12 protein-coding genes and 1 pseudogene are annotated in these 13561 nt (G+C 41.5%); 1 reads left to right on the forward strand and 12 read right to left on the reverse strand.

Annotated features, from left to right (window positions below; genetic code table 11):
- Positions 1-10: 10 nt before the first annotated feature.
- The 4 genes and pseudogenes from coaD to NQ489_RS09655 all read right to left on the reverse strand — a co-directional run.
- Positions 11-505 (reverse strand): pantetheine-phosphate adenylyltransferase, encoded by a 495-nt coding sequence (gene coaD, locus NQ489_RS09640; protein ID WP_015524910.1) that lies wholly within the window; start codon positions 503-505, stop codon positions 11-13.
- Positions 506-520: 15 nt separating this feature from the next.
- Entirely contained in the window at positions 521-1069 is a 549-nt protein-coding gene (rsmD, locus tag NQ489_RS09645) for a 16S rRNA (guanine(966)-N(2))-methyltransferase RsmD (protein ID WP_015524909.1), read from the reverse strand.
- The gene (locus tag NQ489_RS09650) at positions 1066-1461 is read right to left on the reverse strand and encodes a methylglyoxal synthase (protein WP_015524908.1); all 396 of its coding nucleotides are present in this window, start codon (positions 1459-1461) and stop codon (positions 1066-1068) included. The genes rsmD and NQ489_RS09650 overlap by 4 nt, the downstream gene beginning before the upstream one ends.
- 172 nt (positions 1462-1633) lie before the next feature.
- A pseudogene (locus NQ489_RS09655) lies at positions 1634-2263 on the reverse strand (DNA/RNA non-specific endonuclease); the annotation flags it as partial.
- 476 nt (positions 2264-2739) lie between these two features.
- Here NQ489_RS09655 and NQ489_RS09660 point away from each other — a divergent pair.
- Positions 2740-2970 carry an alpha/beta-type small acid-soluble spore protein gene (locus tag NQ489_RS09660; RefSeq protein WP_021651493.1) on the forward strand — a complete coding sequence of 77 codons (231 nt, stop codon included), beginning with the start codon at positions 2740-2742 and terminating at the stop codon, positions 2968-2970.
- Between the two features lie 145 nt (positions 2971-3115).
- On the opposite strand, the gene NQ489_RS09665 is transcribed toward NQ489_RS09660, so the two are convergent.
- From NQ489_RS09665 to NQ489_RS09700, 8 genes are all read right to left on the reverse strand, one after another.
- Positions 3116-3730 carry a GDSL-type esterase/lipase family protein gene (locus tag NQ489_RS09665; RefSeq protein WP_044961520.1) on the reverse strand — a complete coding sequence of 205 codons (615 nt, stop codon included), beginning with the start codon at positions 3728-3730 and terminating at the stop codon, positions 3116-3118.
- A 167-nt stretch (positions 3731-3897) separates the two neighbouring features.
- Positions 3898-4473: a DUF6465 family protein gene (locus NQ489_RS09670; RefSeq protein ID WP_021651495.1), complete on the reverse strand. Its 576-nt coding sequence runs from the start codon at positions 4471-4473 to the stop codon at positions 3898-3900.
- 95 nt (positions 4474-4568) lie between these two features.
- Positions 4569-8024 carry a BspA family leucine-rich repeat surface protein gene (locus NQ489_RS09675; protein WP_198013390.1) on the reverse strand — a complete coding sequence of 1152 codons (3456 nt, stop codon included), beginning with the start codon at positions 8022-8024 and terminating at the stop codon, positions 4569-4571.
- Between the two features lie 78 nt (positions 8025-8102).
- Positions 8103-10163 carry an ATP-dependent DNA helicase RecG gene (gene recG / locus NQ489_RS09680; RefSeq protein WP_021651497.1) on the reverse strand — a complete coding sequence of 687 codons (2061 nt, stop codon included), beginning with the start codon at positions 10161-10163 and terminating at the stop codon, positions 8103-8105.
- Between the two features lie 12 nt (positions 10164-10175).
- A complete protein-coding gene (locus NQ489_RS09685; RefSeq protein ID WP_156906919.1) occupies positions 10176-11828 on the reverse strand; it encodes a DAK2 domain-containing protein in 1653 nt (550 codons plus the stop codon).
- A 20-nt stretch (positions 11829-11848) separates the two neighbouring features.
- Positions 11849-12208, reverse strand: coding sequence for an Asp23/Gls24 family envelope stress response protein (locus NQ489_RS09690; RefSeq protein WP_015524900.1), 360 nt, complete (start codon positions 12206-12208; stop codon positions 11849-11851).
- Positions 12209-12410: 202 nt separating this feature from the next.
- A complete protein-coding gene (locus NQ489_RS09695) occupies positions 12411-12842 on the reverse strand; it encodes a flavodoxin family protein (RefSeq protein WP_021651499.1) in 432 nt (143 codons plus the stop codon).
- On the reverse strand, positions 12839-13213 hold the full coding sequence (locus NQ489_RS09700; protein ID WP_021651500.1) for an MmcQ/YjbR family DNA-binding protein: 375 nt from the start codon (positions 13211-13213) through the stop codon (positions 12839-12841). The genes NQ489_RS09695 and NQ489_RS09700 overlap by 4 nt, the downstream gene beginning before the upstream one ends.
- Positions 13214-13561: the final 348 nt, after the last annotated feature.

Here is a 13561-nt window from a genome sequence, read left to right on the forward strand (position 1 = left end):
TACACTCTCCTTATTTCTCTGTTTCTCTTTTTTTCAATTTCTCTTCGACTGCATCCGTAATCTCACGTGGAGCGAATTTGCTCAGATCTCCTCCGAAATTAGCAACTTCTTTCATGATCGTGGAGCTTAAGTATGCATATTCCAGACTGGTTGTAAGAAAAACGGTGTCCACATCCGGTGCCAGAACACGATTAGTCTGGGCCATCTGCAGTTCATATTCAAAATCCGTGACAGCACGAAGCCCTCGAACGATCACCTGGGCATGGTTTTCCCTGGCAAAGTTCACTGACAGGCCCTCGAATGCTTTCACCTCCACATTCGGGATATCTTTTGTCGCCTTTGTTAGTATCTTAACACGTTCTTCTACAGAAAACAACGGACTTTTTGCAGAATTATGCAAAACTCCCACTATAACCCGGTCAAATGAAATGCTTGCCCGCTTAATGATGTCAAGATGGCCATAGGTTGCCGGGTCAAAGCTTCCCGGGTATACTGCTGTTATCATATGTCTGTCTCTCTTTCATTTTTTTAGGAAAACATGCTTGTTGGTTTTATATTCCTTGGAACGTACCAGATGATATCCAAGGTCCTCTACATAAGAAAAATCCGTATGTAGATCTTCCTCCACAACGATCAGCGTGTTTTCATCTGCAAGAGTGCTGTCAGCCAGATACTCAAGGACTGGTTGTTCCAGATGCTGTTCGTATGGTGCATCCATAAAAATACAGTCAAATGGTTCTCCGCCTTCCAGTGAACGCAGTGCCTGAAGCACATCCATGTTCAGCAGTTTACCACCATCCGTGAGTTTTGTAAATGAAAGATTTTCGCGGATGCAAGTGCATGCTTTGGGATTTTTTTCCACAAATACGGCATACTCGGCTCCACGGCTCAGAGCTTCAATACCGATCGCTCCGCTTCCGGAAAACAGATCCAGAAACCGACAACCAGGTATTTCAGGCTGGAGAATGTTAAAAAGAGTTTCCTTAATACGGTCTGTTGTTGGTCGTGTCTCATTTCCGGGAATGGTTTTTAAGTTTAATCTACGTGCTTTTCCTGCTATGACTCTCATTTCAGATTTAATCTCCAATCCAGATCACCGCGGGCCAGTCCAAGGATCAGAAGTTCCGCAGTGGCAATATTTGTAGCAACCGGAATGTTGTACTGGTCGCAGCGTTTGACAATGCTCATGATATCCGGCTCTACCGGGTCCATCATGACAGGGTTATAAAACAGGATCACCATATCCAGATCCTGACGCTCTACCATCTCCATAAACTGCTTGTCTCCGCCTATACTTCCGGCAAGAAACTTGTGAACGTGAAGACTGGTTGCTTCCTCAATTCTTCTTCCTGTTGTTCCGGTTGCATATACTTCATGTTTGGCAAGGATATTCTTGTATGCAATACAGAAGTCTTCAATCAGAACTTTCTTACTGTTATGCGCAATAATTCCTAAATTCATAATTCACCTCTCCATTCTGCCCTTGGGTTACATCCCTTTTTCCCCTTTATATAGGTAAAATCATATAACTCTGTAACTGATTCTAGCATAACGCCCAAAAAAGTGCAATTTAATTCATGTAAATTCATGAAAAATTAATATTTTCCCCGGCGTTACTCCATATACTCTATTCTTCCCAGCTGTTTCCTGTAGTATAATCAATTTCAATTCCCGGCTGTATGTTATAAACAAAAACATGGAAAAATATCTTCTGGTCTTTAACGGATTCGGCTTCCATTTCCACACCCCGGGCTACCAGTTCATCTCCCTTAAAAAACGGAGTTACACGATACATGCAGGGATTTCCTGTACTGTGCACGTAATCTGCAACCTCATTTTCAAAAGGAAGCATTCCCGTCACATTGAGATATCTGGTTCCTGTGATAAGATTTTTCCTGTTTGCATTCTCTCCAGTCAGCTGATATCCGATAAGATGGCAGCGATTATACAGATACCTGCCATCTACATTTTCATATTTTACAGTATGCCATCCTGTAGGCTTCACCATTCCGATCGCTCCTCGCTCTTCATCAGGCATCAGCTCCGGTGTGATCTTGGATTCTGCATAACCACAGCGCCCCAGGGAATCTAGTTCACTATAAAATTCGTATGCAGGTCCTGCGCTTTTTTCATCAGAAAAAGAGGGTATATTTCCATTGATCTCCACATATGGACTGCCGCTGTATTCCGGAATCTGATCCAGAGAAACAGATTCTGTCTGCCCTCCTGTCTTCGTCTGAGATTGTTTCAGTAATCCTGTCACTGCATCGGAAGCGGATTCCGAAACATCTTCCCAGAGGATCTGCGCATTTTCTTCTATATATGTAAGAAATACCTGTCCGAAGATCCGGCTTTGATCTTTTACCTCTTTCAGGCTCCGCGGCGGCATCCAGCCATTACATACTGCAAGGATGACACATAGGATAATGGCTGTGAGTATTTTTCGCCTGGGCTGTTTTTTTCGTTTATATTTTCGCTTGTATGTAGGATAACGCTTCTTTTTCACGGGACCCCCTTACTTTTTTTGTCTGACAGATATTATATGTGATGCAGAGATTATTATAACCGCAACTCCCATCAAAAAGCAACCATACATTCGGTTTTTTGCCGCGGTATAATTTATGAACGGAAATATTTTTATATGTTAAATTTCCTTTAACTGCCAGTGTATTATTTTATGGTTTTCACATACTAGCAATGTAACATCAAACCAAATAACAACCAAGGAGGAAATGAATTATGCCAAGTAACACTTCTTCTAACAAAGCAGTTGTACCGGAAGCAAAGGGCGCACTTGACCGTTTCAAATATGAGGTAGCAAACGAGCTGGGTGTTCCGCTTACAGACGGATACAACGGAAACCTGACTTCCAAACAGAACGGATCCGTAGGTGGATATATGGTCAAAAAGATGATCGAAGCACAGGAACGCCAGATGTCCAGCGGCTCCCAGGGCGGCCAGCAGTACTAAATCTGTACGCGCAGGTAGATCTATTACTATGCTGAGTTGATCTAAGCTCATGCAAAAAAGATGCTGTCTGACAGAACTGAAAAACTGCCAGACAACATCTTTTTATTTTATATAAGATCCAAAAGTCTTAAAATCCTATATTTATTTACAGCAATTCCTGTACTTTTCGATATACAACCTCTGCAAATTTCTTATGTCCTGCTGCATTCAGATGTTCCTGATCTGCGTCACAGCAATGTACATAGGATGCTGCCGGAAGGAAACTGATATGACGTTCAGCTGCGATTTTTTCATAAACAGGCTGCAGATTTCTGGAAACGATCACAGACTCTCTGGAAAACTCCTGGTCATATCCTTCCTGCCATACTTTTTCTCCCAGGTAGATCGGAGCCATGAGAAGGACTTTCGCTTTTGGCGCATATTCCTGGACCTGATCCAGCAATCTTATGATTCCCTTTCCGATTACATCTGCGGATGCTCCGAAAACAGTTTTACAGTCATTGGTTCCCAGCATCAGCGTGATCACATCCACCTGGGCATGTGTTTCCAGAAGTGTGGGAAGAAGTGCAGTTCCTTTTCTTCCGTCGCGGAGCGGATCTTCGAAAACCGTTGTTCTTCCGCACAGTCCTTCCTCGATCACGCGATATTCTTCTTTATTCAGTTTTTCCTGGAGAAGGCTTGTCCAGCGTACTCCCCACGGTAGTCTCTCTCTGCTCTCTCCGTCATATCCCCATGTATTGGAATCTCCAAAGCATAATATCTGTTTCGTTTTACTATATCCCTATCTATTTAGTATGTTATTACTTAAATGAATAATAACATGCTATTTGGAATTGGTCAAATATGCAAAAGAAATAGCCTGCTATAGACATTCTCTATAACAGGCCAATATATATCTTTTAAAATACTGTTCGATGAAGATTTTGTTTACAGTCCGATAAATCCTGTAACATCTCCGTTAATCACATAATGTGCACCATTATCTTCGGGTTTAATGTAGATTTTGAGATCTTTCAGTTCAGAAGCTTTTTTGCCCATATCCTCTGTCCAGATCTTTTTGATCCTGTCAGCAACCTCTGAAGTATGTATCTCTTTGCCCCAGTACTGAACATATACTTCTGTCACTGGATCAGCTTTCTTAGCTGCTGTTGTCTTAGCAGCCGTCTTGGTTGTTGTTTTCTTAGCTGCAGTTGTTTTTCGTGTTGTTGTCTTCTTGGCAGCGGTTTTCTTAGCTGGCTCTTCTGATTTTACAGCTGTTGTTTTCTCTTCAGCAGATTTTACTTCTGCTGTTTTTTCTTCTACTGGTTTCTCAGCGGCAGGTTTTACCTCAGCTGTCTTCTCAGCTGCTTTTGTTTCTACAGAAGCTTTTGCATCGTCTGTCTTCGTTGTCTCAGCCTTAACGGCTTTCTCTTCGGATGCGGTTACTACAGATTTTGCAGGAGTCTCGCTTATTGAAGCCGTTTTTACAGTTGTCTTGGTTGCAGCTTTCTTTGTTCTAGCCATGTTTATAGCCTCCTTACAAGGGATTTGTTAATCTTTTCTCATGCAATACAATACTACGATTTGAAAGTTTTGTAAAGAAAAGTTTCAAAAGTCTATTAGTTAAGGCTGTAATTTACAGCATGTACACGATAAGTTACACTGCTTTTACTATATGTCCAGTTATGACGCAGCAGACAATTATGATGACGTCCGTCCCCATCCAGATTACACTCTATCACTTTAAATGAATCACTGTAAACTTCTGTAACGATAGCCGAATGTCCATTATTATTGATGCGCACATAGTCTCCTACCTGAACATTATTATCATATATTCTCTGAAGGCCTGATACTCTCTGCCCTTCCCAGATATCATAAAATACTTTTCTTGCAAACCCATCACACTGGATAGCCCCGTCAAACTTATTGCAATCATACTCGCCATTACCTGGTATCGGATCAATTCCGCTCTGAGTTCCGTGATGTTTGCATGGAACATCACTGATCGTATCCTGAAATCTTTCAGGAGCTCCGCTGCTGTCCAGATTATCTGTCAGATCTGAATAACTGTTTACAACATGGTTCCAAAATTTCCCATCAGGAAATTTGATTTTTTCATCTTCAATTCTCTGCTGCAGATTTTTCTTTTTAATAACAGTAAGATTAACAATTACCGGCTTCGCTGCATTATAAAACGTTGTACTTTTTGTAGTAACTGTGATCTGCACTTCTCTCTGAATATCGTTTTCTTGCCATTCCTTCAAAGTAACCGTTCCATCAGAAGCTACCGATGCAATAGCACTGTTGCTGCTGGAATAAACCAATGTTGCATTCTGATCTGCTTTTGCCCCGAGATTGAATGCTCCATCATAGATCTTACGTTCCTGCTGCTGTACACAGCTGACAGATGGAGTTCCTTTTACCGTAGTGATCGTCAGTTTCCTGGTTGCCGGAGCATAGGAAGAAGATTTCGCTGCAGTGATCTGGATTGTAACTTTTCCAAGCTTCTTTGCCTTTTTAAAGTTCAAATTACCTTTGGAATCCACAGAAACAATACTGGTATCTAAGGACTTATAAGTAAGTTTCCCACCTTCTGAAGGAACTTTGGCACCAAGAGATTTCATTGTAGTGGAATACGCTATTTTTGCCCCATTCTTTACAGCAGTGGTAATATTCTGTCTTTTCAGCACATTAATCTTAATTGCAATATTCTGTGCCTGATAATGTTTGGTCGCCGCAACTTTTACAGTAACTGTTGCCACTCCCTCTCCATTAAGCATAATCTTGCTATTTTTTACAGATGCAATTTTTGCATTAGTGGTTGAATATGTCACTTTTGCAAATTCTTTTTTTCCTGAAACACTGATTTTGTAGGATTTGCCTTTGTCTGTATAAAGTTTTGTAATACTTCCTGGTGTAACTTTTACCGGCTGTTTTGCTTTGCTGATCTTATAAGCTATTTTTTTTGTACCTGTAAAATTGCCCTTTCCTGTGATTTGTAAAGTTGCTGTTCCAGGTTCTTTATTATTAAGATATTTATATGTATAATCTTTTTCATTCTGTAATGAGATCATTCCGGCCGCATTGGCTTTCGGCATATAAATAGAAAATGCGGGAGTTTTTGCCTGTCCATCCCAGGTGTAAATCATTGTCTTCAAATTAACTTGAACTTTACCGTCAAGACTGCATGCTTTGATGGTAAAATATTTAGAAACAGAATCTTTGTAACTTCCCTTTCCTGTGATTTTTGCAACAGCTTTTGTTCCCGTTTTTGTATTATTAGAATAAGTTACTGTATAATCTGTGCCGCTTTTTAATGTTGTATTTCCAAGTTTAACAGTTACACCTGGCTTCTGCGGACTTCCATTGTAAGTTGCGGTTTTTACAGTTACCTTTGCCGTTTTGATGCTCTTTCTAACTACTGGTTTTGAAGCAACTACCTTTAAAGTGATACATTTACTGTTCGTTGGCATGGTCGTATATTTTTTGCCTGAGCTGTCTGACATGGTAAATGGAAGTTCTATAGAGCACTTCAGGTTCGGGATCGTTTTCAGTGTTTTAAGATTATCCATATAGTACAGCATATATCTTGCATCATTGACGCTAGATGTATTAAACTTACTGAGATTTAGAGATTCCAGGCTGCTACAGGAGTTAAACATATATCCCATCTTTACCACTTCAGAAGTATTGAAATGGCTTACGTCCACAGCTTTTAACGCATAGCAGCGTGAAAACATTCCTTCCATAGATTTTACTTTTGATGTGTTAAATTCAGAAACATCCAGAGAAGTCATTTTTTTAAGCTCGCCAAACATAGAATTCATATCTACTACCTTGGATGTATCAAAATTTTTAATATTGAGGCTTGTTAAAGACTCATTTCCATAAAACATGAAATACATATTCTGTACATTAGAAGTATTGAAACTACTCAGATCCAGAGACTTGAGCTTGCTCATAGTACAGAACATTTTGCCCATATCTTCTACATTTGATGTATTAAAGTTTCGTACATTTAACTGTGTAAGACTTTCGCACCGTTCGAACATACCGTTCATATATACAACATTTGCTGTATTGAAATTACTGACATTCAACTGTGTAAGGCTTTCACAGCAATAAAACATCTCCTCCATAGTCGTAACATTCGCTGTATTAAATCTACTGACGTCCAACTGTTTAAGATTCCGACATTCACGGAACATTCCGCTCATCCTTGTCACTCTGGAAGTATTAAAATTCCGGACATTCAGCTGTGTAAGGCTTTCACAGCCTAAAAACATGCTATTCATATCATTAACTTTTGAAGTATCAAATTTACTGACATCCAGAGTTTTTAATTTACTGCAATTTCGGAACATTCCCTGCATATGAGATACATTTCCGGTTTTCAATGAACCAGTATTCAGCTGTGTAAGGCTTTCACAATCTGAGAACATAAAGGCCATGTCTGTCACCTTACTGAAATCACAGTTTTTAAAAGTGATCCTGGTAAGATTCCTGCATCCCTTAAACATAGCTCTTGTCTTTGTGATTCCGGAAATTTCAACTATGGCTGTTTTAATATCATCCTGCCATTTACTCCAGCCCCTTTCTGCATCCCAATAATAATCTGAGGTATCATAGTCACCGTTTCCTTTTAATGTAAGACATCCGGATGTATCAATTGACCAAGCAATATCTCCGGTGATTCCTCCATCCATCATGCTTGCGGAAGCACTTACAGCATCTTCTTCTCCATCAGAAAAGTCATCACTTTCTGCCATTTCTTCTGTTTCCGGTTCTTCCGAAAGATTTTCAGTGTCCTCCGACATTTCTATATTATCCGCTTCTTCCGGCTCTTCTTCTAATTCCTGTTCTGTGCTATCAGGTAATTCTGCTGCTTCATCGTCTGCTGAGATTCCATCTTCAAAAATATCTTCCTCAGAAAAACTTTCCTCTGGACTGTCAGTCTCCTCATTTACATTTTCCTGGACTGTTTCCGGTTCTGTCTCTGAAGCCATGGTTATCCCTGCATTGCCAAAGATCATAGACCCTGATAAAACGACACACAGAAGTTTTTTGATCATTTTTCTCCTCATCCTGTTTTCTCCCTTTTTCTTTTTATACTAAAACGAAGTTCTGATTCTTCGCTTTGCTCCATCCAATTAGATCCCCAGATTTTCCAGTTCTTCACTCATATACCCCTTGAGATGCTCCTTTAAAGCCTTATGCTGAGGCAGGATAAGATCAAAATCCAGTGCCAGGATCTCACCAGCTGCTTCACTTGCATTCTTCAGGATTCCCGCATCATTGTAGATATCACCAATCTTAAATTCCATCAGTCCGCTCTGACGGATACCGAAAAGATCTCCTGGGCCCCGAAGCTTCAGATCTTCTCCGGCTATATAAAATCCATCATTGGATTCATTGAGGATCTTCAGACGTTTAGAAGTATTTTCTTCATTATTTCCCTGGATAAAAATGCAGTAAGACTGATGCTCTCCACGCCCTACACGGCCCCGAAGCTGATGAAGCTGGGCAAGCCCAAAACGTTCTGCATTTTCTACCATCATGACGGTAGCATTTGGCACATTCACTCCAACCTCCACAACTGTGGTAGATACCAGTACCTGAATCTCGCCGGAAGCAAAAGCCTCCATGATCCTGTTTTTCTCTTTTGGCTTCATCTTTCCGTGAAGGATTTCTACTTTGATCTCCCCTGGAAGGATCTCCTGAAGCTTTCTGGCATAATCTGTAACATTCTCTGCCTCCAGGCCTTCGCTCTCTTCCACCATAGGACAGATCACATAAGCCTGCCTTCCCATCTGCACCTGCTTTTCAATAAAAGAATACGCCTTGGGACGGTAGGAAGTTCCTACTACGCAATTCTTGATCGGAAGTCTTTTTGCAGGAAGCTCGTCAATGATCGAAATATCCAGATCTCCGTATAAAATGATCGCCAGTGTCCGGGGAATGGGGGTTGCGCTCATAACAAGTACATGAGGCGGATTTCCTCTGGTCGTCAGCGCTTCCCTCTGGCGAACGCCGAATCTGTGTTGCTCATCTGTGATCACAAGCCCCAGATTCTTATATTCCACCTTTTCCTGGATCAGGGCATGAGTTCCGATGATCACATTCACTTCACCGTCTGCAATCTTCTGATAGATCTCACGCTTCTGTCTGGCTGTGGTAGATCCTGTCAGAAGCACCGGATGGCAGGAAGCGATATTCTGTTCTTCCATCAGCCTCAGAAAGCCTTCGTAATGCTGATTTGCCAGAACCTCTGTCGGTACCATCAGAGCACTCTGAAATCCATTCTCTGCTGAAAGTACCATAGCTAAAAATGCGATCACGGTCTTGCCGCTACCAACATCCCCCTGTACAAGCCTGGACATCAGCTTATGACCGCTCAGATCCCGTTCGATCTCATGCCAGACATTCTTCTGGGCTCCGGTCAGGTCATAGGGAAGCCCTTCTATGATTTCCTCGGTTGTCCATACTGGTTTCATTGGAAAAGTGTTTGGAGCCTCTTCTGTTTTCTCCTTCAAGAGCTGTATTGCCAGCACAAAAAGCAGAAATTCATCGAATACCAGACGTTTCCTGGCTGTGAGAAGCTCCTGCATATTTTTCGGAAAATGAACAGTCCGGATCGCATAATTAGCATCTGCGAGCTGATAGCGTTCCCGTATCTCCTCCGGCAGATATTCCCCATGGAGAGGCCTTGTATCCAAAATCTGATGGACCAACTTCGTGATCATCTTGTTGGAAAGTCCTTTCGTCAGACCATATACAGGCTGCATACTGTGAATGATCTCCTCATAAGCTGCCGGGGTAAAAATCTCCGGATGTTCCATCTGCGGACGGCCTTTTTTTCTGATGATCTTTCCTCTGAGGATAAACACACTGCCCTTTTTGAGTGTTCCCCTCAAATAAGGCGCATTGAACCAGGCAACCGGCAATCGGCCGCTTGCATCTGCCACAGTTGTTGTCAGAACCTGGAGATTGCGTATCTGGTTAATATAAATACCTGTTGTTATAGTGGCACGGATAGAGACTGTTTTGTCCTCCTCTGCTGATGCAATCTCCACAGGCTCCTCATATATATCGTAAGTCCGCGGATAATAACGGAGAAGCTCTTCCGCAGTCGTGATCCCGATCTTCTGGAAAAGCTTCTCTGTTTTCTCACCCACGCCTTTTAATTCACGTAAAGGTGTCTTATCATTCATTTTTTGTGCTCTTTATTCTACAGAAATCAGATAGTAGTAAATTGGCTGTCCACCCTGGTTCAGCTCAACCTCGCACTCCGGATATTTCTCGGTAAGAGAATCAGAAAGTGCCTCTGCATCTTCCTCAGATACATCTTCACCATAGTAAACACTGATGATCTCAGATTCCTCGTCAACCATCTCTGCTACCATCTCCTCCGCTACCTGAAGTCGATCTCTGCCTACTGCAAGGATACCTGCATCACCGATTCCCATGATATCTCCCTCATGGATTTCCTTGTCATCAATGCGTGTATCACGGACTGCATAAGTAATCTGTCCGGTCTTCACTCTGGAAATCGCATCGGTCATGGAAGCAAGGTTCTCCTCGCTGCCCTTCTCCGGAACAAAGCTGATCATTGCGGAAATTCCCTGTGGGATTGTCTTGGTTGGTACTACAATGATCTCCTTGTCCTCAGTCAGATCTCTTGCCTGGTTAGCTGCAAGGATAATATTCTTGTTATTCGGGAAAATATAAATTGTTTTTGCATTTACTTTCTCAATAGCATTGAGCATGTCTTCGGTACTCGGATTCATAGTCTGACCGCCTTCGATCAGATAATCTACGCCAAGCTCACGGAAAATCTGAGAAAGTCCCTCACCTACGGATACGGAAATAAATCCATGATCCTTTGGTGGTTCTTTGTTTTCTGCCTGTTCTTTTGCAAGTTTTTCCGCATCTTTGATCAGTTTTTCCTGATGTTCTTCTCTCATATTGTCAATCTTCATACGGGAAAGCTGACCATACGTGAGTGCGCGTTCAAAAGCCTGTCCCGGATGATTGGTGTGCACGTGTACCTTGACAATCTCATCATCAGCCACCAAAACAATGGAATCACCGATGGAATCCAGAAATTCACGGAAACGGTCGATATCATCCTGTGGAAGCGGTTTTTCAAGAAGGATAATAAACTCTGTACAATATCCAAATTTGATATCTGCCTCTGCCTGAGGAGAAATCTTTGTGATCTTAGGAGCTGCTGCCTCAAACTGGGAATAATCCACTTCTTTTCCATGATATCCGTCGATGGCACCACGGAAAACTTCCAGAAGTCCCTGTCCGCCAGAATCCACAACTCCTGCTTCTTTCAGGACTGGAAGCATCTCTGGTGTTCTGGCAAGAGTTTCCTCTGCATGCTGAAAGATCCCGTCGAAAAAAGCATCCAGATCTTCTGCAGCATCAGCAAGCTCTGCTGCTCTGTCTGCTGCAGCTCTGGCTACAGTAAGAATGGTTCCCTCTTTTGGTTTCATAACTGCTTTGTATGCAGTTTCAACGCCTCGCTCCATAGCTGCGGCAATGGCAGGTGCATCCAGATCTGTAAGTTTACGCACACCTCTGGTAAATCCACGCAGAAGCTGTGACAGGATAACACCGGAATTACCTCTGGCTCCACGGAGGGAACCGGAAGAAATTGCCTTTGCCAGGGATTCCATATCCGGATCTGTAAGAGCACCTACTTCAGAAGCAGCAGACATGATGGTAAGCGTCATATTGGTTCCCGTATCTCCATCAGGTACAGGAAACACATTCAGTTCATTGATCCACTCTTTCTTCGCTTCCAGATTCTTTGCTCCGGACAGAAACATTCTGGAAAGTATTTTAGCATCTATGGTTTTGTTATTCACCACAAGTTCCTCCTCTAAAACTAATCTATTGCACGCACGCCCTCAACCATAATGTTGATCTTTTCAATCTCCATTCCTGTAAAGGCTTCGACTTTATATTTTACATTGTTGACAAGATTGTCCGCAATAGTACTGATATTCACGCCATATGCTACGATGACATGAAAATTCAGCCGGATCTTATTATCATCCGTGATCTTAACACTGATACCATGTTTCAGGCTGTCAATACGCAAAAGCTTGACCAGGCCATCCTTCATACTGATAGCTGCCATTCCGATGATACCAAAACACTCTACCGCCACACTGCCGGCATAAGTCGCAATGACATCCGTATCAATTACGATCTGACCCAATCCAGAATCTATACGTCCATTCATATGGTTACCTCCATTGTTTCATTCAGATTAAATTATATAAAACTATTATAACCTTTTTTTTATAATTACGCAATGATAGAGTTCAACTTGTTTTATCTTATAGAAAATTAAGCTCATCCACTCTATTGAAGGGGAATCCCGGATTGTGATGGAGCATGCCGACCGATACTATGAAACCGGTTTTTCTTTTTCGTTTATTTACTTATAATCCTTTTACAAACGCAACTGCATTTTTTATATCTTCTTCATCTGGATGCCCTTTTGCAATTCCACCAACCAGTTTAAATGGACCAAATGTGTCATAACCCTTGCACCCGAATTTTCCTATTACTTTGGAACGCTTCTTGTCCAAAATCTGCTCAATGGATTTATAATTCGCACTTCCACCATAAGTACAGATCAGAAATACCTTTTTGTCGTCCGGTAGATTCTTCTCTGCAAATCCCAATAATGACTGATGAAATTTTGAAAAATAGATTCCTGATGCAAACCCAATCATATCATAACTGCTCAGATCTGCATCGGGTTGTTTTACAGCATCAATCAAATCAACCTGACACTCTTCTGCTATGCTCTTTACTAATTTTTCTGTATTTCCATGATGTACCGATGCATATATGATTGCTTTTTTCATTTGTTTTCCTTTCTGCCTGCGCCATCAATCAGGTCATAACTCATGTCCAAAAAGTCCAGTATCTTTGCTTTACTGACCGAACCATCCAGTAAAATCGTGATCCAGTACTGCTTGTTCATATGGTATCCAGGTAAAAATCCATGCGTCTGAATAATCATATTTGTCATGTCCGGATCACACTTTACATCCATGATATCAACCGGATCTTTTCCTTCTAATCCCAGTTTTGATTTTTCAATAGTCATGATCACTGCATACCATTTTCCGTTTTTATGTCGAAGTACTGCACTGTCTGGCGATGTACTCCATAAATATTCTGGGACTGTTCCGTACTGTTTCTGCACATATTTAAAGATTTCTTCCGTCTTCACAATCTATTCAACTCCTGACGTTTCTGATATCCTACCTATAATCATACCACATTTTCGGATTCCGAACTACCTGCCAAATTCTTTTGCATTTTCCCGTTTTTCCTATCCTCATATGCCAGTTCAACAAGAATATGTTCTATTCAGATTCAGGAAAGAGACAAGGCCAAAGAAAAAACGATAAATTAATTCGCACTGGGTAATTTTCTATGTTTCAAATTGATCTAAACCATACACACAACGCTTAATTCCACCATGATCCGCCCTGTTCCCGGAGGTATGGAATACTTTCCTTAAAACTCTTTGCAGAATTTTTGATAAATTTCCTTTTTTTGCTTGCAAAAGAGCAAT

It is taken from the genome of Blautia sp. KLE_1732_HM_1032 (genome assembly GCF_025147905.1).
In the GTDB taxonomy this organism is placed as follows: Bacteria; Bacillota; Clostridia; order Lachnospirales; family Lachnospiraceae; genus Blautia_A; species Blautia_A fusiformis.

Coding starts and splice junctions, on each gene's coding strand:
- NQ489_RS09670 (WP_021651495.1), bottom strand. CDS start 4,473: ATGGCTAGAACAAAGAAAGCTGCAACCAAGACAACTGTAAAAACGGCT.
- recG (WP_021651497.1), bottom strand. CDS start 10,163: ATGAATGATAAGACACCTTTACGTGAATTAAAAGGCGTGGGTGAGAAA.
- NQ489_RS09695 (WP_021651499.1), bottom strand. CDS start 12,842: ATGAAAAAAGCAATCATATATGCATCGGTACATCATGGAAATACAGAA.
- coaD (WP_015524910.1), bottom strand. CDS start 505: ATGATAACAGCAGTATACCCGGGAAGCTTTGACCCGGCAACCTATGGC.
- NQ489_RS09675 (WP_198013390.1), bottom strand. CDS start 8,024: ATGATCAAAAAACTTCTGTGTGTCGTTTTATCAGGGTCTATGATCTTT.
- rsmD (WP_015524909.1), bottom strand. CDS start 1,069: ATGAGAGTCATAGCAGGAAAAGCACGTAGATTAAACTTAAAAACCATT.
- NQ489_RS09650 (WP_015524908.1), bottom strand. CDS start 1,461: ATGAATTTAGGAATTATTGCGCATAACAGTAAGAAAGTTCTGATTGAA.
- NQ489_RS09660 (WP_021651493.1), top strand. CDS start 2,740: ATGCCAAGTAACACTTCTTCTAACAAAGCAGTTGTACCGGAAGCAAAG.
- NQ489_RS09690 (WP_015524900.1), bottom strand. CDS start 12,208: ATGAATGGACGTATAGATTCTGGATTGGGTCAGATCGTAATTGATACG.